The 22,492-nt window shown below is 44.4% G+C and carries 10 protein-coding genes; 4 read left to right on the forward strand and 6 right to left on the reverse strand.

The window, feature by feature from the left end:
• Positions 1-9 precede the first annotated feature (9 nt).
• Both LEUMU_RS0101805 and LEUMU_RS24160 read left to right on the forward strand, forming a co-directional pair.
• Entirely contained in the window at positions 10-765 is a 756-nt protein-coding gene (locus LEUMU_RS0101805) for an SDR family NAD(P)-dependent oxidoreductase (protein WP_022950571.1), read from the forward strand.
• Between the two features lie 189 nt (positions 766-954).
• Positions 955-2,355, forward strand: coding sequence for an LTA synthase family protein (locus LEUMU_RS24160; RefSeq protein ID WP_169446341.1), 1,401 nt, complete (start codon positions 955-957; stop codon positions 2,353-2,355).
• Here the strand turns inward: LEUMU_RS24160 and LEUMU_RS0101815 are convergent.
• From LEUMU_RS0101815 to rfbC, 6 genes are all read right to left on the reverse strand, one after another.
• Positions 2,334-3,062, reverse strand: coding sequence for a formyltransferase family protein (locus LEUMU_RS0101815; protein ID WP_022950573.1), 729 nt, complete (start codon positions 3,060-3,062; stop codon positions 2,334-2,336). The genes LEUMU_RS24160 and LEUMU_RS0101815 overlap by 22 nt on opposite strands.
• Before the next feature lie 80 nt (positions 3,063-3,142).
• A complete protein-coding gene (locus tag LEUMU_RS0101820) occupies positions 3,143-4,498 on the reverse strand; it encodes an aminotransferase class I/II-fold pyridoxal phosphate-dependent enzyme (protein ID WP_022950574.1) in 1,356 nt (451 codons plus the stop codon).
• Complete coding sequence (locus tag LEUMU_RS0101825; RefSeq protein ID WP_022950575.1) at positions 4,491-12,035, reverse strand: type I polyketide synthase; 7,545 nt, start codon at positions 12,033-12,035, stop codon at positions 4,491-4,493. Before LEUMU_RS0101825 ends, LEUMU_RS0101820 begins: the two co-directional genes overlap by 8 nt.
• Before the next feature lie 249 nt (positions 12,036-12,284).
• On the reverse strand, positions 12,285-15,329 hold the full coding sequence (locus LEUMU_RS27655) for a glycosyltransferase family 29 protein (RefSeq protein WP_022950576.1): 3,045 nt from the start codon (positions 15,327-15,329) through the stop codon (positions 12,285-12,287).
• A gap of 256 nt (positions 15,330-15,585) precedes the next feature.
• Positions 15,586-16,620: a glycosyltransferase family protein gene (locus tag LEUMU_RS0101835; protein ID WP_022950577.1), complete on the reverse strand. Its 1,035-nt coding sequence runs from the start codon at positions 16,618-16,620 to the stop codon at positions 15,586-15,588.
• 3 nt (positions 16,621-16,623) lie between these two features.
• Entirely contained in the window at positions 16,624-17,172 is a 549-nt protein-coding gene (rfbC, locus tag LEUMU_RS0101840) for a dTDP-4-dehydrorhamnose 3,5-epimerase (protein ID WP_022950578.1), read from the reverse strand.
• A gap of 203 nt (positions 17,173-17,375) precedes the next feature.
• On the opposite strand from rfbC, the gene rfbA reads away from it, so the two are divergent.
• Entirely contained in the window at positions 17,376-18,254 is an 879-nt protein-coding gene (gene rfbA / locus LEUMU_RS0101845; RefSeq protein WP_022950579.1) for a glucose-1-phosphate thymidylyltransferase RfbA, read from the forward strand.
• A 97-nt stretch (positions 18,255-18,351) separates the two neighbouring features.
• A complete protein-coding gene (locus tag LEUMU_RS28470; RefSeq protein WP_022950580.1) occupies positions 18,352-22,485 on the forward strand; it encodes a glycosyltransferase in 4,134 nt (1,377 codons plus the stop codon).
• The last annotated feature ends 7 nt before the right edge of the window (positions 22,486-22,492 follow it).

The following is a 22,492-nucleotide window of genomic DNA, read 5'->3' on the forward strand; positions in this document are numbered from 1 at the left end:
GAAATCTGGATGTCGCTCCATACTATCTTAATTACTGGTGCAACTAGCGGTATTGGCAAGGCGCTGGTGCGAGAATATTCGCAACCAGCTAATTTTTTGATCTTGGTTGGACGATGCGAGTTAAAATTAAAAGCCCTATGTAATGAATGTCAGCGGTTCGATACAAGTGCAGTTTACTATGTTGTAGATTTCGAGCTTCCAAATGAAGTGCTAGCTCTTTCAGAGGAGATAGCTGCGACTCATCAAGTAGACTTATTGGTTTCTAACGCTGGGGTTACTAGTAGTACTGAAAAGGGGCAGATAGAAGACTGGGATAAAATAGAAGCACTGACCGCTGTTAATTATCGAAGTGCAATTGCCATAGCGCAGCCTTTTATTCGTCAAATGCAGAAGAGGGGTAGCGGACACATAGCATATGTGAGCTCTCTGGCAGCCTACCGAGGAATGCCATTGACGCCCTCCTATGCCGCTAGCAAAGCAGCATTGAAATCTTATGCTGAAGCGATGCGTGGCTTACTGAAGCCTCAATCAATACATGTTTCAATAGTGACTCCAGGGTTTGTAAAGACAGCTATGAGTGATCAGTTCCCCGGTGATCGTCCTTTTTTATGGTCTGCCGAGCGGGCAGCTCGCTACATTAAGCAAGGCTTGGATCGCAAAAAGGCGTATATTTCATTTCCTAAGCTTCTAACGATTGGTATGAAGCTGCTTTCCTGTCTTCCGGCTTGGCTTTCTGATAGCATCCTTGCACGTCTTCGTTACTAACAGCGTTCAGCGAGTCTAATGGCATATCTTTTCTCATTCCTAGCATGCCTTAGCATAACGTGCTTTCTTGAAGTTCTATTTCAGCCGTACTATGCAAGCCTCCTTAAGCGGCAGATTAGAGGAGTTTTCATAACAGTCAATCTAGTGTTTATTACACAGATTTTGTTTCTATTAATTACGCATAGACCCATGTTTTCAGCAGTGCTCACGCTAATAGTTGTTTCCATGCTGCTTGCTGTAAATAATGCCAAGTACAAAGCATTACGAGAGCCTTTGGTTTTTAGTGATTTGTTTCTTTATTTGCAGGCTATCCGTTATCCCCGTTTGTATTTCCCTTTTTTGGGACTTCCTGCTTTGGTTCTGATCCCTACCATGTTTGTAGTAGTCGTTTATCTCGGCTTTACATTAGAGGCTAGTGTTTTTGATAATCCACTTGTAAATACATTATTGCTTGCCGGGGGGTTAGGTTTAGCCATTTTAGTCTTGCTGAAACTTGCTGCTACGGCGGTAGTTAGTAGGGATCTTGAGACTGATATCAAAAGCTTCGGGATTTTATCAACTTTGTGCATTTACGCCAGATTAGCTTCTGTGGAGAGGGCGAGCTTAGAAGTATCGCTCCTAGATTGCTCTCCATTTAAGGGGTGTTCTGGTGAGGAAGATACTAGAAAGCAAAAAAGGGGGCAGCTACCTGATATTGTTGCAATTCAAAGCGAGTCTTTTTTTGATGCAAGAAACCTCTCTGAAATTATAAAAAAAGAGGTGTTGGGTAATTACGATCAATGCTTACTAGCAAGCTTTCAACATGGGGCCTTATCTGTTCCCGCTTGGGGCGCAAACACGATGCGTACTGAGTTTGCTTTCCTTGCAGGCTATACGCCAGAAACGCTGGGTTTGGCGCGCTTTTATCCCTATCAGCAGCTACTCAAAATGAACGAGCCCCAGTCCCTGATTGCTTATCTAAAGCACCTGGGTTACCGCTGTATTTGTATACACCCACATGATGCGGGTTTCTTTTTGCGTGACCAGTTTTTTGAAAAGCTTGGCTTTGATGAATTTATTGATGAAGCATCATTTGAGAACCCGGAGCGGATTGGGCCTTATATATCGGATGCTGAAGTCTACCAAAAAATAATTTCAACCACCCTTCAGCAAAGTGATCAGCCATTATTTATCTTCGCTATTACAATGGAAAACCATGGGCCATTGCACCTTGAAGGCGTCGAGAAGAATGAGTGGAAGCAGTACTTTGAAACAAAGCCAGAAGAGAAGAATGATGATCTCACGGTATATCTTCGGCATCTCAAAAACGCGGATACTATGATTGATAATCTGATGAGTTTTTACGAACAATCAGAAAGGCGCGTTGGCTTAGCGTTTTATGGCGATCATGTTCCTGCAATTTCAGAGACATTCAATCATTACCATTACTCTGATGACCGATCTAATTACTTTATTTGGAATAATTATCTAGATACAAAACATGCTGTCGGCAGCATAGAGCCTAAGTTTGAAGATATCAAAGTAGAAGATTTGGCATTAACACTTCTATCGTCACTGGACTTGTCGCCTCATTCTCGCAATAAGTCATAAATTTCCTCAAGCTTGATTAACTGACGTTTTTTCTTTCTGAGCTGACGCACTTGTTTTGGAGTTGGCCATGAATCATAGCGCTCCTCATGCATAGCTCCAGTGCTGTTAATATGTTTACGGCCGATTCGAATATAATCTTTGAAAACTTTAGCACCTATTGTGAAAAGCTGCTTATTGAGAGAGAACACCGAGTCGTTGCTCTCAATTGAATGAAGAGCTTGGCTAACAGTTTCGCCTTCATCAAAATGCTCAGCTAAGTGGTGTAGCGTGATGCCGCTTTCGTTATAATCTTCAAGCACCGCATAGAAAGCCGGATCAACACCTTTTAGTTCAGGGAGTAGAGATGGATGTAGATTAAATGCATTACCGTTGAATAGGTCATAGATATGGGGATGTACTCTCTGATTAAAGTGAACGCATAGCATTGCATCAGCATTTATTTTCTTTAGTGAGTTGCTAACTTGAGGCTGATTGATATCGGGGGTGTTGAGAAGCGGAATAGCATGTTTTTTAGCAAGCTGATTAATGCCTTGGGCTCTGCCCAAAGAACAAAGAAGGTAACCTTGCGTGATAAACCATAGATAAAGGGCATAACACACACCACTTTTTTTAACTCTTGAGAGGCTAGATAACCAGTGGTTTTCATTAACACGCAAGTTGCGAGTAGATGAAACAACCGCGACGACTTCAATTTCTGCACAACCCAATAACTCACTCAGAACGATGGCTGAGTAAATGCAGGGATAAGTACAGAATATTAGTCGTAGCGGTTTCTTAGTGATACTACTTAGCCAAGCTTATTGAGTAACTTGCGAGTGCAATCAACAGTAAACCTGATTTGCTCCTCAGTATGCTCAGAGCTAATAAAAAAGCGAAGTCTGGCAGCTTTATCTTCAACGGCTGGCCTTAATATTGGTTGTACATTAATGCCTTCATCAAACAGTTGATTGGATAGCACAACCGCATTTTTGGAGCTTCCAGCTATGACAGGAATAACAGAATAGCCTTCACTTTTCCCTGTATCAATGCCTGCCGCCTTAGCCAACTCCAAAAATAACTTTCCACGTTGGCGCAGACGCGTAACACGCTCAGGCTCTTTCTGCATTAAATCGATTGCGCAGGATGATGCTGCAGCTAAAGGCGGTGAAATGCCCACGCTGTACAGGAAGCCCGGCGCGTAGTGGCGTAGGTGCTTGACCAGGGCAGTCTCACCCGCAATGTAACCACCACAGCTGGCGAAGCTTTTACTTAAAGTCCCCATCCAAATGTCTACATCGGAAAAGTTGATATCAAAATACTCCCCGATGCCATGTCCTTGCTCACCAAGAACACCCACCGAGTGGGCTTCATCAACCATTAAAAAAGCATGATGACGTTTTTTGACTTCGATGAATCTGGGCAGATCAGGGATATCCCCGTCCATACTGTAAAGGCCTTCTATAACAATAAGCACCCGCTCAAATTTTTCGCGCTGACTGGTAAGGATTTCATCAAGATGTTCCCAGTCATTGTGTCGAAACGATAAGCGTTTAGCTCCTGAGAGCTTAGCACCTTGCAGGATACTGTTGTGCGCCAATGAATCGTGCACTATCAAGTCTCTAGCACCAAATAAATAGCCAATAGTTGAGACATTGGTTGCATGCCCGCTAACAAAGACAACGCAGTCGTCTGCTTTGTAAAGCTCAGCCAACTGATGTTCTAGCTTCTGCTGAATGCCGCGCTCACCAGACACCATGCGACTGGCTGATACTGTCGTACCAAATTGATCAATTGCTTGTTTTGACGCTTCAATAACCTCGGGATGTCCACTGAGTCCGAGATAGTTATAGCTGGAAAAATTGATGTACTCTTTACCGTCAATAGACGTTACAGCACCTGCTATTGACTCATGCGTCTTGAAGAAAGGGCTACTAACGCCAAGCGTTGCGCCACCTTGCTCCAGCATCTTAATTTCTTTATAGCCATCGAACTTATCAAAACGGCAGAAATCCTCATTTACCCTACGACCAAATAGTGTTCTGATTGTTGGATCAATAGGTTCCTGCTCACGCTTGAGCCTGCTCTTATCTCTGGCATTAAGGGCTTTGTTGAGTAAACTTTCTTTTACGGAGTCACTTAATCCCGTCAGCTTAGACTTAGTCATCAGTTGTGTGATTTATCTCGTTGATTGCATCTTCAGATAACTCAGCTCCATGTTTAGAGGCTAAGCCTTCCAGAACTTCATCGTTATCATGATCTCTTCCGCCCAGTTTAGCATGAATCTTTTCTGAAATTTTACTAATGCTACCACCCTCGGTAAGGCTCATCAGCGGAATTTTTGCATTGAATTTTTCTTCAATAGCCATTAGCAATTCCATGCCCATTAATGAGTCCATTCCCAAGTCATAGATGGAGCATGTGGTATCTATTTTTTCAACGGGCAAGCGTAAGATATTGGAGATCTCTAAGGTTAAGAGTTCTTCAATTAATGCGATTACTTCCAGATCATCTAGATCGGCAATTCGGGTAAAGAAGTCCTCGTTTTCACCACTACTGCCACCGTGAAGTAGTAGCCAATTATTTTGTTGAGTAAACTTTGGTGATTTAGCACTTGGCATCGCGCGGTTGATTGTTTTCCAGTCGAAATTAATCATTGCAGCACCTTGGTCACCGCTGATAATGAGTTGCTCAAGTTCTTTCATCGCTTGATCTGCGCTCAGCGCTGCTCCGCCAAGGCGTGACAGCAAAGACTCTTGAGTATCTTTGTTACGGGCCAGAAAACCAGCATCTGAAATAGCGCCCCATGCAGCATAGGAGGCAGCAAGACCCAGAGATCGTCTGTGACTGACTAGGCTTTCAAGCATATAGTTTGCAGCTACATAATTACCTTGGCCAGGGTTGCCAAATAACGTCGTTGCAGAAGAGTAGAGAACAAAAAACTCTAGTGAACTTGCTTGAGTGAGTTGGTGCAGGTTCCAAGCTCCGAGTGCTTTGGGCTTGAGAACTTTATCTAGTCTTTCACGGCTAAGGTTTCGCAGCAAGCTATCATCAAAGAGGGTAGCGGCGTGGATAATGCCGCGCAACGCCGGTGCTGTCGTCTCAAGCTCATTCATCACTTTTGTCAGTTGCTTCAGATCACTCACATCGCAAGGGGGAACGTATACAGTAATACCGCTAGACTGAAGCTCACTGACCGCTTCCTTAGCTTCTAGAGTGACAACACCTTTTCGACCCAATAAGGTTAGGTGCAGAGCACCTTTTTCAGCCAGCCACTTTGCGGTTCTCAAGCCAAAGCCGCTTAGCCCGCCGGTAATAAGGTAGTTAGCTTTTGGATCTAAGTGCAGAGCACTCTTGGTAGAGTTAAAGTTCTGCTCCGTAGCTTGAGGGTTAGACAGGTTAATGATGACTTTACCGATCTGTCTGGACTGCTGCATATAACGGAACGAGTCCTGAATGCGGCTTGAGTCAAAGACGCGATAGGGTAATGGGTGAAGTGCGCCATCATGGAATAGCTCCATTAACTCTTTAAACAATCGACGTGCCAACTCAGCGCGCTCGGTGAGCAATTGATCAGCATCAATTCCGAAGTAGGTAATATTGTTACGGAACGGCCTTAGTCCAATTCGTGAGTTTTCGTAGAAGTCGCGTTTTCCAAGCTCAAGCAAGCGACCAAATGGCTTCAAAATAGCTAGGTTACGATTGACAGCCTCGCCATAAACAGAGTTTAGGATAACATCAACGCCTTTGCCTTCAGTGAGTCTGAGGATCTCCTCAGCAAATGCCAAGCTTCGGGAGTCCATCACATAGTCAGCGCCGGCATGTTTTACCATCGCACGCTTTTCGCTGGTTCCTGCTGCTGCAAATACTACTGCTCCCATGTGTCGAGCCAGTTGAATCGCCGCTAGACCTACGCCGCCACTTGCACCGTGAATCAGCACTTTCTCGCCAGGCTGTAGTTGAGCTAAGTGTGAAAAGGCATAGTAAACAGTAAAAAAGGCTGTCGGAATGGTGGCTGCCTCTTCAAAGCTCCAGGCGCTTGGTTTATGGGCTGTAGCAGTCGTTGTGGTGACTACGCGGCTTGAGAAGCAGGCGGGGGCGAAGCCTAGTACTTCATCGCCGATGTTGAACTCTTGGACGTTGCTACCAGTTCTCACGACGGTTCCGGCTACTTCCATGCCTAAGGTTGCACCTGCAAAACCATTTTCGACGGCTTCATCCGATAATAGACCCATGGCATACATGACATCTCTGAAGTTAAGACCAGCAGCAATTGGCTTTATCTCAATTTCATCAGGTTGCAGGGATACTTCAGGAAGCGCTTTCCAGTATAAATTTTTAAATGAGCCCGGAGTTTTAAAGTCCAGAGCGGCTGCTGGAGCTATTAGAGGCTCTGTACCCTGACGCGCAATATGACGTTTCATGCGAAGCACATAGCGGGCTTCAGTGGTAATCACTACTTCAGTTTCTTCTGTATTCTCGGTGATCTCATTAATAATGCTTTGCATTAAGCCGAAAGACAGCTGTTTACACTGAATGTCTATAAGGCGGCAATGCAGGTCTGGGTATTCATTCATAACCACTCTGCCTAAGCCCCAAACAGGCGCGGCCAGAGGGTTGAAGCTAACGCCATTTAACGTATTACTAAATACCGAGCCTCCTTTAGTCAGCAGGCTTAGCTGGGGGGGGTGAGGGACTGACTCCAATGCAAGCAATAAACCTTGCAAGGCGCAAACAGGGTCAAGTAGGTCAATTTCGGTGCCGTATCCGCTTAGGAAAAGCACTCGGTCAAATGGTTGGAGCGCTAGTAGCCGATTTAAGTCATCGCTTGATGAGGTATTAAATACATAGTTGTCATTGCTTACCTCTCGGTAGGAATCACCCTCACAAGCAATCGTGCAGTGAATTGATTCTGCTGTGATAGCTTGCAACAAGTGCTGAGTGAATCCTTCTTGCTGTTGTCCTGTGATGACCAGCCAAGTTTCTTGTTCGACAGCTTGCTGGGTGATCAATGTTTGAGTATCAGGGTTCGTCGCACTTAACAGGAAGACACCTTCAAAATCTAGCGCATCTGGTTCGTTCAAGCTAGTTGTATTATCAAGGCCAGCCGAGCTCAGTAATGTCAGCCAGTTGCTTGGCTCCATTAATCGTGGCTGGTTTTCATGCCACCAATCTGGCTGACTGCCGAACATAATGTCACTGACATGGTCTGGAGAGCGCTCGAGAATGATGAGTTGGGCCTTCTCATTCATCAGCGATTTAAGGCTGGATAGCGTCTCAGGCAAATTGTCTGATTCGTGAAGTAAGTGAGCGATACAAATAAAGTCAAACGGAGCGGTAAAGGTGCTACTGTCCAGTTGGTTTAAATCAATAACGGCTGCACTTGCCCAGTCACGATCATCTAATGTGCGCTCTATGGAGCTGAGGTTGGCGGCATTATCACTCGCAATGACTAAATCAGTTTGCCCATTATCTAGCTCATCAAGCAGAGCATAGCTGATCTGTGCTGGATAGCTGGCAATCAATAGGATACGGCAGCGCTGAGTACTTGGCCAATTAGCAACAGAGGTTAAAACTGCCTTGCTCAGCGCCTGATTAAATGAGCGATAATTTGGACCGACCTCAAGCATCTGTTCAAACAGGCTGCTCTTGTCTGCTCGTAGGAGCTTGTCGCTATCTAGCTCCCCACTTAGTACTTTTGGGAGCGCTTCACCGCATTGAGACAACAATAAAACCTCAGGCAGGTACTCGGGAGATTGTTGGACAATATGCTCCCAAATGCTAATAGCTTCCGGAAAGTCACTTGGGTCTTGCAGTGTAGCGAGTCCATCCGATACCGCTAAAAGGTCATTGTTCTCAAGCATTGAAGTTAGCTTGGTAAGCAGTGGATGTTGCGCCTCTGGAAGCTGCCGACGCAAGTCATCCAAAGTGAAGGAGTTTTCGAGGTTTAGTTGCTGTATTGCATCAAAAGCATATCTGACGCACATCATGTCTAATAATAATGAGAACTCGCGAAAGTGACTTGGGCGCTTTAGAGCGTCCGAGTTTTTAACTAGTTCTTTTTTGACATGGCCGATGAAGCCAGAGGTGTCAGGCGTGGCTGGCCAATACTTTTTCTGTGACTGCAATTCGGCCACATAATTATATTGGGTGATTTCCTCAATCATTGCTTTTTTGAACTGAAGCTGACGGAATCGGCAGTTCTGAAGTTCAGCAAGAACAAGGCCGTTATCATCTGTCAGGTAAAAGTTTGCAATGACTGAGCGTTGACTCTGGCGTATCACGTCAACCTGAATTTTTGTTGCGTGATTAGCGCTACTGCCAAATAAATGCAAGCGACCAATTTGAATTGGGATCAACGCTTTTCTTTCACCTTGATCTATTGCTTGCTTGCAAATGTCGACTAAAACCTGAAAGCCAGAGTCCAGCAGTGAGGGGTGCAGTAAATAGGCATCTATACCGGCTTGAAGATTAGATGGTAGTACTAAGTTAGCAATGGCTTGGTTAGTGTTAGCTTTGACATCACTGACCGCCTGAAATGCTGGGCCGTAACTTAGGCCCACAGTTGTCGCTAGGTTGTAGTGCTCCTCAGCACCGACGATATTGACAAAGTCAGTAGCTAATGCTTCAGGAATAGAGTCTTGCTGTTGTTTGTAGCTTTTACCTAGCAGGCGGCCCATCGCGTTTTGAGTCCACTCATCGTCGCTGAGTCGATCTCTGCTGCTGATCTTAAAGCTGCCATCTTTAGGGTCTAAAGCGAAGCGAACTTTCTTTGATTGTCCAGGTTCAAATACGATCGGTGCCGGTATTTCAACCATTTCCAACTGATAGCTGTCTTCGGGCATCCAGAGCTTAGAGGCTGCCAAAGCCATCTCTATGTAAGCAGCGGCCGGAAAGATAATGGCATCATCCACCACGTGATCCGCCAAGTAGGGGAGTTCCGTGGTGTCTAGGTTGTTCTCCCAAGTAATATCGCTGTCCTTTAAGCGATATCCCAGAAGTGGGTGCTCACGACGACGGTTAACCAAGTCATAGCCTTCGACGGTTAATGGGTACCAATAGCGTTCTTTTTGCCAAGGGTAACTTGGTAGCTCTACATGCTTCCCTTCAACTGGGAACAGTTTGTGCTCATCAATTTTACAGCCGCTTAGAATAATTCTGAGCGCATTGGTATGCAGGCGTTTCTGGCTATCTTGTTTGCGCTTTAGCGTTTCCAGCGCTTGTCCATGAGTGCCTTTGTTTTTCAGCGATTCATTGATATAGCTGCGTAGAATTGGGTGTGGGCCAATTTCGACAAATACGTTGTAACCATCGTCGATCAAGTGTTCAATGGCTTTGCCAAATAGCACAGGGTGTCGAATGTTTTTCCACCAATACTCTGCTCCCAGCTCAGTACCTGAAAGTGGGGCGCCGGTAACGGTAGAAATAAAGCTTGATGACTCTTTCAGAGGCGTCAGCGATTTTAGATTGGTTTTGACTGAGTCTTCAATCGGGTTCATTTTACGGCTATGGAAAGCATAGTTCAGGTCGAGCAGTCGGTAAAACTTTCCTTGTGAGCTGAGTAATGCGCCAAGCCTTTCTATATCATCAAGGTCGCCTGCGATGGTTAAGGCATTAGGGCTGTTTTCACCTGCAACTTCAATGGAGTCAACACCATCAATTTGTGTCAGAAGTTCAGTAAGTAACTCTCTGCTAACCCCAATGGCGGCCATGCGGCCTTGTCCTGCAGTTAGCGCTTGGGCTTGGCTACGGAAGTAAATGACGTGCGTTGCCTGTTCTAAGCTTAATGCGCCAGATGCCCAAGCCGCGGCGACTTCACCAACACTGTGTCCAAGGACAGCCTCAGGTTCAATGCCGTAAGTCTCAAGCACCGAAGCAATTGCTACTTGAATGGCAAACAGTAGCGGTTGTGCAACTTCAGTTCGCTCAAGTGATGAGTTTTCCTCGTCTTGCATCAGCGCTTCTGTGAGTGAATAGTCTGGTGCTATTGAGTTTAGTATCTGGTCGACGCTATTAAAAGCATTCTTGAATATAGCGTTATCTTGATATAGGGACTGGCCCATGCCTTGCCACTGACATCCGTTACCGGTAAACACAAATGCCAGCTTTGCATTGTTGAGATGCTCGCCGGTGGTGATGTGTTCGGATCGTCCCGAATCAGCGAAGTTCCGAAGGCTATCGATTGCTGCCTCACCAGCAAGGCCTGAAAGAGCTAGTGCATTTGAAAACTTCGACCGCTTAAATCTGGCTGAATATGCAATATCATAAAAGCGACTACTTCCTATTGCTTGTAGTTGATTAGCATAGCGAGCGGCTAGCGCCTTAAGTGCCTCGGGCGTACGGGAAGAAAGTATTAACGAAGCACTTATTTCTGGTGCTTCTGCAGTCTGGGAAGCGCTTGTAGGAGTCTTGTATTCTTCCAGCAAAATGTGGGCATTCGCCCCACCAAAGCCAAACGAATTAATCCCAATATAGTGAGGTTTAATTTGTTGGTTTAGAGGAGTATTTTCCGTTACTACCTTTAGGTTAAGTCGCTGTAAATCGATATTCGGATTGGGCGCTTTGAAGTGTAAGGATGAGGGAATCGTCTTGTTTTTTAGTGATAGCGTTGCCTTTAGAAACCCAGCCATGCCAGAGGCCGTTTCGAGGTGACCTAGGTTCGTTTTCGCTGAACCAATAAGTAATGGCTTCTCTGTATCGCGTAGTTTGCCTAGGGCATTACCCAGAGCGGTTGCTTCAAGAGGGTCCCCAACCGGAGTGCCGGTACCATGAGCTTCTACATAACTTAAGTCATCGGCAGTTACTCCAGTTCCACGGTAGACACGCTCTAATAGAGCGCTTTGCGTCTCCATGCCTGGTACTGTAATACCTGACGTATTACCGTCACAATTGACACCAGAGTTTACAATCACCGCATGGATGCGGTCACCATCTGCTTCCGCTTGGGCTAGTGGCTTTAGCAGTAGCATTCCCGCGCCTTCTGAGCGCACATAGCCATCGCCTGATGCATCAAATGCACGGCATCGACCTGTAGGAGAAAGCATCGAAGCCTTTGAAAAACCGACAAAAGGGAATGGATGAACTAACATGTTAATGCCGCCACATAGGGCGACCGGAGCCTCATCCAACCACAGCGACTTGCACGCTTCATGAATTGCAACCAATGAGGAAGAGCAGGCTGTATCAACCGAAACAGAAGGACCGCGAAGGTCAAAAGTGTAGGAAATACGGTTTGAGGCCACGCTCGCTGTATTGCCGGTCATGGTGTAAGCATCAAGCGAGGCTAAGTCGTCAGTTCTTCTGTGAGCATAGTCATTGCTGGCAATACCGACATAGACGGCACATTCGGAGCCTTTGATGCGCTCAGCGGGAACACCGGCATTTTCTAAAGTTTCCCACGCTAGCTCTAATAGCAGTCGCTGTTGTGGGTCCATTTGGTCGGCTTCTCTTGGTGAAATGCCGAAGAATGCTGGGTCAAACAAATCAATGTTATCTAAAACACCTGCCGCAAACGTGTAGCTTTTACCGGGCTCGTTCTTGTCAGGGTGAGAGTAAAAGTCGGTTCCCCAGCGGTCACTACTTACCTCAGTAACCACATCCTTGCCTTCACTCAATACGTGCCAGTAATCTTCGGGAGACTTTATGTTGCCTGGAAGTCGGCAAGCCATGCCGATAATCGCAATTCTTTTATCTTTGTTGTTCAAAGTGTTACCTACTGGTTAAGCGTCGCGGGTCTATTTTGATGCGCATTGAATATGAATTATAGTTATCCTAGGGCATATTTTACGGCAAATTGATCCTACCTTATGATGAAAGTAGGATAAAGTGTCCTGTTGATGCGGGGATTGGGTAATCGTGCAAGTTTATCGCGCGCAGTATCGCCACAGTTTATCGGTTAATCGCTGAGTGAACAATATTATTGGCTTGATACATTGACTCAGCATCTACGTTTTTCATTTGAATGATGGTGAAATGACTGCCTTGATTAAGTTTAGAAAACAATCAATTTTTTGAACTAAGGCGTTATCTTGTAGGGTTTTTGAGGGTGTGTGGTTTGTTTTTCGAAGGTGTAGCTCATCTGTCAGCCTTTCTGGTGTCGTAAACGAGCGTGATGTCCAGTCAAAGTAGCGTGGATACACAATGAGTGTTCCCGCCACCAATGCATCTAGAGTAAGTTGTCTATTACGTCTAGGGATTGTATGCTCATCTTGAGTTAGGCCCCAGCCAGCATAAAACGGTAAGCCATAGCAGTATACCGGTAGCTCTCGCATTAGTGCTTCAAAGCCCACCAAGGATGTCAACGTATGAACTTCATCAGCTTGCTTTAAGCAGTCTGTAATGCTTGTGTTGTAGACTATCTGGTCGCAATAAGATTCTATTGCGTTCCAACTCAGTTCACCTTTGCGGTTTTTACTGACTACGTCTGGGTGAGGCTTGTAAGCAATGTAAGCGTCGGGGTTGCGCTGCCGGACAAGTTTGATAAGGCCTAGGTTCTCCTTTATATCCTTGCAACCCAGTTTAATAGATGCATCATCTGCGACTTGTCCCGGAATGAGTATGACGGTTTTTCCTTCGGGGCAATGGAATAAGTTCTCTGACTGTCTTGTGCCGACATTATATTTACTTATTTCTAAGGCAGTAATCTGAGTTCTAAGGTTTTTAGCACGCGTAATTAATGCTTCATCAAACTGGTGGTAGAGCAGAATGTGTTCTAAATCTGATGGTTGGTTAGGGTCAAAGTATATCCCCCGTGAGTCAAATACTAGTGAGGAAGGCGGCGCGTAATTCGATCCCAAATTAATTGAGCGGAGAAAGCCATCTTCAATCTTAATGAGTTTGGCTGAGGTTTTGTCGACTATTTTCTTTGCAGCAGCTTCATGTCGTGAAGACCAGATCAATATTCTGCTACTTTCATCACAGCCAAGCTTCTGAGCTTGTGCTTCATTTCTAATAAAGTGGATTTCATTATCTGGACTTTTTAGATAGTAAGGTACAAACCGTTTTTTCCAGAGCGGAAAGCCAAAGCAAAAAAGTTTTCCGGTATTCTTCTGATAATGCTTGTATTGAAGTTTTACGTAGTTTAGTACTGCTTCCAGCTCACAAGGCCTTTGCGAGATTGGGTCTAAGTAGCGCGAATATTGAATATGAGTTGCATGAAATAGTGTTAGTAGGTCAGGGCGTGCTGAGCGTCGCTGAAAAACAGGAAGGTCTGTAGGTAGTCTGTCATCGGTCAATCCCCAGCCTGCATAAAATGGGGCGCCAAAGCACACGACTGGCTTATTCAGTAGTAGGGCTTCAAAGCCAGTTTGTGAGGATACAACATACACTTTCTTGACCTGCTTCATTAGCACTAAAGAGTTAATGTTGTCGCTGAGTAAGTGAACATTAGAGGGCAAGGGAGTATTGAGTGTTAAGCAACCTTTTCGTTTTCCTGCCATGACATCAGGATGTGTTTTGATCAGGATGTCTGAGTCTGGGTTTTCTGAAATTGCTGCAGCCAGCATTTGCTCAAAGTTATCTTTGCTTGCTAAGGCGTATGGTATTGAAGTGTCACCATCTACTTGGTCGATAACTAATATTGGAAGTGTGTAGCGCTGCAGTGACTCTGGTAATTGCAGTTTTGCATTGTTGTATTTGGTGATGTGATGGTCTGTAATCAGTTTTAGGCAAGTACGTGCCCGTGAGTATTGTTGCTCGCTAAGTGAGCTTGCGTTAATTAACTGCTCAAGGTCCGAGGTCTGAGTAGCATCATAAAATAAGCCTGTTTTATCGATAACTAAGGACCAAGAGCTGGCACCAAGTCGTCCTTGGCTCATGGAGTGTATGAAGCCATCTTCAACCGAAGCATATTGGATGTAATTTTGTTCCGCATACAGTTTAGCTTTCTGAGTATTCTTTTTTCGTCCCCAGCCTACAATAATATCAAGGGAACTAGCCTTTTCTTTATTAGGGACTAAAATTACATCGTTAGTTTGGAGGTGTTTTTTGATATAAGTGTTTCTAGCAAGGCCTCGGGTAAATACACCGAGGGTCATTGTTTGAGTAGTTGTAATTTTTCCTTGACGCTTGAGATCTTTGATAACTGTGCTTTCATCCTGCCAAGCATGTCGTTTAGATGCCTTATACTGGGGTGATATAATATGGTATTGCTTACTACGAGTATTGTTTTTTCCAAAGCCATAAAGTTGAATATTTTTCCCCGGCAGGCCTAAAGAAATCAGATAATTAGTCCAGAGTAGCCCTGCACTTGGTGGAGCTTTTAGTTGTTGAACTAGATTGCTCCAGCATTTTATCGGAATTGTGATGATGCGCTTTTGTTGCTTTAAGTAGTCATGGCAGCCCGACCAATTGCGAAGAGTAAAGCGAACATCTCCGCCTGAAATGATGATCCACCGGACTGACTCTGGGAGTACTAGCTGTTCATTAAGAACTTCTGGCGACGTTATCCAAATATCAATGCGTTGGCCCGTGTCTGGGGCGTGGGATGCATGTCTGGGATAACGATTGAAGCGGCAAACTATGTCTTGCTGGTCTATTTTTTTACCAAGATTGGAGTTGCGGAGGCATGCAGAGTTTCCGACGACTGCGACTATTTTTTGGTATATGAAATCAGTTAACTCCTCCCTCCACTGAGCTTGCATGTCATTTATCTCTAAAAGTTCTTTTGAGCAAGTTGGTTGAGTGCGGTTGGGGGAGGTCTTGTTTTTATTGATTACCAAACCTGTTCTTTGATGAAGCGATTCGGATATTAAAGTCTCAATTGCGTATCTTTGACTTTCAACTTGAGTCTTTATTAGCGCTGTTTGCAGTGCAGTGAGAAGTGTCTCATCAATGCTTCCGTTTATATCTCGATATAGTCTAGCGTGTGCTAAACAATAGGTAGGACAGTCTAGTATTTCATATGCTTTTCTGAAAAACGAAAGTGTAGTTTTATCGTAAGCCCCACGGCTCCGACGGAGTTGTGCTGCCCAATAGTAGACCCGAGCGATTGCTTGCATAAAACTCTCCTGAAGAATGACCATAAGTTTTGCTTGTTGATTATATGTTTTTTTAACTTCTTTGCTAAGAGTGAAATACTTCCTTCCAGACTTGTTAAGTGATGATGAAAGGTAGAGGAGCAGGACTGGAAGTCGTTAATGAAAAACTTGAGGTAAAGTATTGAAATACTAACCTTTGGTAAAAGTGGCCAAGCAACTTCTAATAGAAGTTGAATATTATAAGTTCGTAAATATCCATCGCTCTATGGAGTTCGGTTTATGGGAGAGTAACGCTGTACGATGTGCAGAACAGATTTGCCATGTGTTTGCTGTTAGTAATATGCCCGAACTCGTTTTTTATACGAAGGCTGCTTTGTAAATAAAATTTTGGGTCCAAAAATGACTCTAGATGTTGCAACCACTGTTGCTGATCTATTGCAATACTCGCAGCAGTACCACAAAACCGTATGGCATCTGACAGTGGGGAGCTTATAGTAGGAGTATTATAGGAGCCGGCTTCAATAATCTTAATGGCTGATTTGCATTGATTAAATGGCGTTGGCTCGAGGGGGAGCAAATTAACCCATGAGTTACTTGCAGCCTGTATGTAGTTAGTGAAGGGAAGCTTGGGAAGGTGTCGGATCTGTGTAGACTTAAGCTCAAGTAATCGTGAAGTGAGAGGACCAATAATCAGTAGTTGCACGTCGCTGTTTTTGTTTAAAAAATAGGCAATAATGTCTTCTATTTGCCAAAAATCCCTGTCGTGAGAACGAGTCCCTGGAAAGTAAGTTAAAACTTTACGCTTATTTGCGTTAGGTTGGACTGCTTTGTATGGCCAATCATAGTGCATATAATTTTGTAAGACGCAGATTTTGACATCAGGGAATGTAGCACGAACAAACCTCCCCAGCTCACTGGTCGACACTGTCACATTTCGGATGTGCTGCAGGGCCTCAAAATGAGACAGAAGCCGCCGTTTAATATTTCTTCTGGGCTGTACGTTGTTTAGTACAGCTGGGCTGAACTCTAAGTAGGTTGGGTCGAAAATTAGGTCATCAAAATCTGCGATTACGGTAATGCCCTGATTATCAAGTTGGCGCACAATGCGTCGAAACCGGCTTGAGTATCTTGGTCTATGAAATACGACATGGCTTAGGTCTGCGGTAGCAGTGAATGACTCGATGTGCTCCAGCCTGCTTTTGATTCCTTGTGCCCTTAGCGCATAGGCTAGGTTGTCACAGCGGTAGCGAAAAGATGGGTCGTCCAAAAAAAACTCTGGCTTAGCGCTAAATGACACAAAAGAAATAGTCATGTGTTAATCAAATGTATCTGCTTCATTTAATAACTCACCGAGTCGGTCCTTGTCTGATAGTATTGGTTGCTCGCCCCCAACTAAGGGCCAGTCAATCGCAATAGCTGGGTCGTTCCATGCAAGGCTTCTTTCGTATTCTGGAGAATAGTAGTCGGTACACTTGTAAACGAACTCCGCAGATTCACTTGTTACGTAAAAGCCATGTGCAAAGCCTGCCGGTACCCATAACATTCGTCTGTTATCTTCGGAGAGTTCATACCCCACCCACTGGCCAAAAGTAGAAGAGCTTCTTCTGAGGTCAACGGCGACATCAAACACTGAGCCCTGTGTAACACGAACCAGTTTTCCTTGAGGGTGTTTTATTTGATAGTGTAAGCCTCTCAGAATACCTTGGCTCGATTTGCTGTGATTATCTTGCACAAAAGTAACTTCTGCGACTGACTCAGTGAAGCTTTTGTGCTGCCAAGTTTCCATAAAGAACCCCCTATGATCCCCATAAACAGAGGGCTCTAAGAGTACGACGTCGGGGATGGAGGTTTGAATATATTTCATAATTATTTCATATTGATAAGGTGGTTTTCGAATAGTAGAGGATATTTGCCTTCTGGTTGCTGTTTATTTAACAGTCAGGTGCGGGAAGTAAGCTCCGGTGTAGTTATATGATTGTACCATTGGACTTTTGATGTCCATGGTGCCATGCAGCAAGAATTGGGCTAAACTACCTCCCTATCGAATACTATTATAAGGAAGTGATTATGCGCAAAGGAATTATTTTGGCCGGCGGATCAGGTACAAGACTTCATCCATCAACCTTAGCGGTTTCTAAGCAGCTATTGCCAGTCTTTGATAAGCCCATGATTTATTATCCATTAACCACGCTCATGCTGGCTGGGATCAAAGATATCCTGATTATTTCAACTCCTCAAGACACGCCTAGGTTTAAGAGTCTTCTGGGTGATGGAAGTCAGTGGGGAATAAACCTAGAGTATGTCATACAACAGTCACCAGATGGTTTGGCGCAGGCTTTTATTCTGGGCGAGTCCTTTATTGGCTCTGATGACTGTGCGCTAGTGCTAGGCGACAATATTTTTTATGGTCATGATTTCCACGAGTTGCTCGAGCATGCCTCTGATAAAGAGAGTGGTGCTTCAGTCTTTGCCTACCATGTTCATGATCCGGAGCGATACGGTATCGTGGAATTTTCCGGGGACGGTGATGTTTTGAGTCTGGAGGAAAAACCCCAAGAACCAAAATCAAGCTATGCTGTTACGGGTTTATACTTTTATGATAACCGAGTTGTTGAAATGGCTAAGAGTCTGAAGCCATCACCACGTGGTGAACTTGAAATAACGGACATAAATAAGCTTTATCTTGAGCAAGGAGATTTGTCTGTGGAAGTAATGGGTCGAGGCTATGCGTGGTTAGATACAGGGACTCATGAGTCATTGCTAGAGGCTAGTTTGTATATTTCTGTTCTTGAAAAGCGACAAGGGTTAAAAATAGCCTGTCCGGAAGAGGTGGCTTATCGATCGGGGTGGATTGATGCGTCTGCTCTGGAGTCCTTAGCTGCACCCTTGGCTAAAAGCGGTTACGGTGCTTATTTGCTTAGCTTGTTAAAACAAAAGGTTCATTAAGTCAGGCTTCAATTTAGAGTTTTATACGCTGATCGTAATGGTTAGTAATGCACATGGTAAATGGAAGTGCATTACTTGATAAAAGGTTGAATAGAAGATGAGTATTAAGCAGCACGATATGGATGATAGTAATTTTCTACCTGCCACAGTATTGCCTAAGTTAAGTGGTGAAGCTGTTGTGCAAAAAACTGCTATCGTGGTTCATTTCTATTATCAGGATTTGTGGCCTGAAGTGCGAGATAGATTGCTCCATCTCGATGTCGACTTTGATTTATTTATAACTGTTCCCTTTGAGCTCAAAGAGTTGGCGATCGAGTCGGTTCTCACGGTATTTCCTTCCGCAAAAATAAGACCTTTTAAAAACCTTGGAATGGATGTGCTGCCGTTTCTAGGGGTTATTCCTGAATTAATCAGTAAAGGTTATGAGTCTGTTTGTAAGGTGCATGCTAAGAAAGGGCATGATGCTAATGCTGCAATCTGGCGACGCTCCATGTTAGACAGTTTGATAGGCACTCATCATAATTTTACTCAAGTTGTCTCTGCTTTTGCAGCAGACACTGAACTACAATTTGCGGGTCCAGGGAGTTTTTATCAGTCAGCCAAGCTGATGATGTATGGTAATCGTACTAATTTGGAGAAAATATTTGAACGAATATATGGATATCCACTTCCGAGTGAGGATTGGGGGTTCTTTATAGGAACAATGTTTTGGGTTCGTCCAGCCCTGCTCTCTAGATTGGCCTATTATGCGAAAGGGTTGGTTGAGGAAATAGAGGACGACGTGCGAAAGGATGGGCAGGTTGCCCACGCCTTAGAGCGTATGTTTGGATTAATCCCCGTCATCAATAACGCTAAAGTAGGATTGCTTTATCCCTCTATTAAGGATGATACAGGTGTTACGACAGGTATCATAAAGGTTAGATCGCAGCAAGATATTGGATATATTTACTCACCATCGTTACTTTTAAGAAATCTGCTCGCCTTAACTCATAATAAGATCCAGCTAAAAAACGAAGATCGATTTGATGCCCAAAGTTATGATCGTAAAAATCCTGCCCTAGAGGAGGGGGGCGTAGATAGGCTTCAGCACTATCTAATACAGGGGCAGTTTGGTGACTTAGCCAGAGAGGAGTTTGTCGGGGGAGAAGTGGCGTTGTTCCGGTTAGCTACCAATGAGCAGCTCCTGAGTAGTCAGATGATAGATTGGCATCGTTTAACAATATTGAAACGGCCAGCTTCGACGTGTTCTGTGATAATTGTTTTTGATGGCAGTAAGGAAAGGCTTAATAAAAGTATTTGTTCACTCGTGAACATGCAGTCAGGTTACTTAAGTCAAGTAATTGTGGTCGCTGATGATCTCGCGATGGTAGAAGATATTTACAAAGACGTTGTAGGAGCGGCAGATGTGGCGCTCACTTTGACAATGGTTAGCGGTACCGGTCTTAATAACGCTGCGCTGGATAAAAACTTGGGCTTTAATCAGTGTGTCAGTGAATACGTTTTCTTTTTGCAGTCAGGAGTTGCTGTAATGCCTGGCTGGTCTGAGGGGTTACTAAGATCACTTTCCAGTCCGCATATCAGTTCTGTACAGGCTCGTATTAGCTCTGATTGTGATGTTGTCTCTGCTTCTCAATATCAAAGGCTTGGATGTGCTATACCAACCGTAACAGGTGCTTGTATTGGCTTTAAGTCAACAGTATTTGCAATGAGTCGTGGCTTCGATGCTGCTTTGCCGGAGCGATTAGCTGAAGTCGACTTGGGCTTGCGCCTGAATATCTATGAGGCAGATAAGACAAGTTGGTATGCTAGTGCAGTTGAGGTCTTACCTGGTGATGCCCTCCCAGTCAGGGAAGATGGGCTTTATTATGCAAAGAATACCGACCATTCTATGTTTCGAAATCGTTGGTCTGCTGTCATTGACTCTATTGCTGATAGCTTTAGATGTTTTGGTCCGCTAGCCTTTGAAATGAAACCAGTCGGTAGCTTGAAGAGGGGGGCTAGTAGCAAGCAGGGGGCTTGGCTTGCCTTAGAGGCAGATCCGTGCTTTCAGTTAATTCTAGCGCCGAAGATAAGTATGAAGCCGGGCTGGTATAGAGTTACTCTTAATCTTCAGTCGACGTTTCGAAGAGATACTGCAAAATTTTACTTTGATGTGGGGCGAGGCTTAAATGAGGTTGATACTTGGGTCACTCCCTATGTAAGAGGGGAGTCGCTCCAGCGTATTTTTTATCTTAATGAGGCTGCATTCTATACTCGCTTTGATCCTCAAGAAGGTGGGGGTGAGTTCAGTGTTAATAATTTTACTATTTCCTCAGTGGATGATGGGGCGGCGATTAATGAAATCGTTAGTCGAATCAGTGCTCAGCACCCTCGACTTGGTGGTTTCAGATCTAGGGATATTCACCGTATTGCAAAGAAGACTGCATCTGGCAACGCCAGTAACCTGCTGGATGAGCTTTTCGAGCTTTACGGAGAAACATTCTTGTTGCCAGTGACGGATTCTGCTTACGAAAATTGGATCGATACGGTTGAGTTTCCTTCGCTGCCATCGCCTGAGGACGCTAGAAGGATTGTTGCGGAGTGGGATCAAAAACCACTAATCTCAATAATAATGCCTACCTATAATACTGAAGCGCAGTATCTCAGGTTGTGTATTGACTCAGTTCTAAAGCAGTCATATTCAAATTGGGAGTTATGCATTGCGGATGATGCTTCTTCAAATTCTGAAGTGAGGCAGGTGCTTAGTGAGTATCAGAAAAACGATGATAGAGTTAAAGTTGTTTATAGGTCTGAAAATGGACATATATCGCAAGCTAGTAATAGCGCGTTAGAGTTAGCAGCTGGTGATTTCATTGCTTTGCTGGATCATGATGATGAGCTTGCAGAACATGCTCTCTTTTTTATGGTTGAGGCCATCAATGAAAACCCTAATGCAAAAATATTCTATAGTGATGAGGATAAAATAAGTGCGACAGGAGAGCGTGAAGAGCCACACTTTAAGAGTGACTGGAATCCTGATTTGTTTTTCTCTCAAAACTATGTTTCTCATCTTGGGCTTTATGATCATAGTCTAATAAGAAAAATCGATGGTTTCCGTGAAGGGGTGGAAGGTAGTCAAGATCAGGACTTGCTTCTGAGGTGTCTACCGTATGTATCGTTCGAAGAAGTAGTTCACGTGCCGAGGGTTTTGTATCACTGGAGAGTGGTTGAGGGTTCGACGGCAATGTCTGCCGATCAAAAGGACTACACAACAGATGCAGGCATCACGGCACTGAGTAACTACTTTAACAAAAACGGGCCAGAGGGGACGCACGTAAGAATGGGTAAGTTTCCTAATACCTATAAAGTGGATTATCCAATTCCTAAGCCCGAGCCACTTGTTAGTTTGTTAATTCCAACTAGGGATCGCTTGTCGCTGGTTGAAGTTGCAGTAAGAAGTATTCTTGAGAAAAGTACCTACACAAACTACGAAATTTTAATACTGGACAACGGGAGTGTTGAAAAGAAGACTCTCGACTTTTTTGCTAAAATAAAATCAGAAGATAGGCGGGTAAAAGTACTGAGATATGATCACCCATTTAATTATTCAGCTATAAACAACTTTGGTGTGCAGCATGCTAAGGGTACTATTATTGGTCTAGTAAACAATGATGTCGATGTGATTTCAGAAAACTGGTTGAGTGAGATGGTTAGTCAGTGCTGCAGGAAAGAAATAGGTTGTGTCGGTGCAAAGCTTTATTACAGTAATGAGACCTTGCAGCATGGTGGGGTAATCGTTGGGCTAGGCGGCGTTGCGGGTCATAGCCATAAGCAGTTTAGTCGGGACGCACCCGGATATTTTCGCCGGTTAATGCTGGTTCAAAGCTTATCTGCAGTGACTGCTGCGTGCCTGCTGGTTCGTAAAGAGGTTTATGAACAAGTTGGCGGTTTAGATGAGGAGAACCTTGAAATTGCATTTAATGATGTTGATTTTTGCTTGAAAGTCAGGGCTGCTGGATACAGAAATCTCTGGACTCCTTATGCTGAGCTATACCACTATGAATCTATCAGTCGTGGGACAGAGGATACGCCGGAAAAACAAGCAAGATTTTCTGGTGAAGTGAGCTATATGCAAACTAAATGGGGTAAGACACTGGCTCTCGATCCTTACTATAGCCCTAACTTGACGTTAGATCGTGAGGATTTTTCAATAACCACTCGTCCACAGCCACCCTATACAATTGTTTACTAAGGAAGAC

The sequence above is a fragment of the Leucothrix mucor DSM 2157 genome (genome assembly GCF_000419525.1).
Lineage (GTDB): Bacteria > Pseudomonadota > Gammaproteobacteria > Thiotrichales > Thiotrichaceae > Leucothrix > Leucothrix mucor.

Excerpts from the sequence above, each read along its gene's own strand:
- LEUMU_RS0101820 (WP_022950574.1), bottom strand. The coding sequence starts at position 4,498 with ATGACTAAGTCTAAGCTGACGGGATTAAGTGACTCCGTAAAAGAAAGT.
- LEUMU_RS0101835 (WP_022950577.1), bottom strand. The coding sequence starts at position 16,620 with ATGACTATTTCTTTTGTGTCATTTAGCGCTAAGCCAGAGTTTTTTTTG.
- LEUMU_RS24160 (WP_169446341.1), top strand. The coding sequence starts at position 955 with ATGTTTTCAGCAGTGCTCACGCTAATAGTTGTTTCCATGCTGCTTGCT.
- rfbA (WP_022950579.1), top strand. The coding sequence starts at position 17,376 with ATGCGCAAAGGAATTATTTTGGCCGGCGGATCAGGTACAAGACTTCAT.
- LEUMU_RS28470 (WP_022950580.1), top strand. The coding sequence starts at position 18,352 with ATGAGTATTAAGCAGCACGATATGGATGATAGTAATTTTCTACCTGCC.
- LEUMU_RS0101805 (WP_022950571.1), top strand. The coding sequence starts at position 10 with ATGTCGCTCCATACTATCTTAATTACTGGTGCAACTAGCGGTATTGGC.
- LEUMU_RS27655 (WP_022950576.1), bottom strand. The coding sequence starts at position 15,329 with ATGCAAGCAATCGCTCGGGTCTACTATTGGGCAGCACAACTCCGTCGG.
- rfbC (WP_022950578.1), bottom strand. The coding sequence starts at position 17,172 with ATGAAATATATTCAAACCTCCATCCCCGACGTCGTACTCTTAGAGCCC.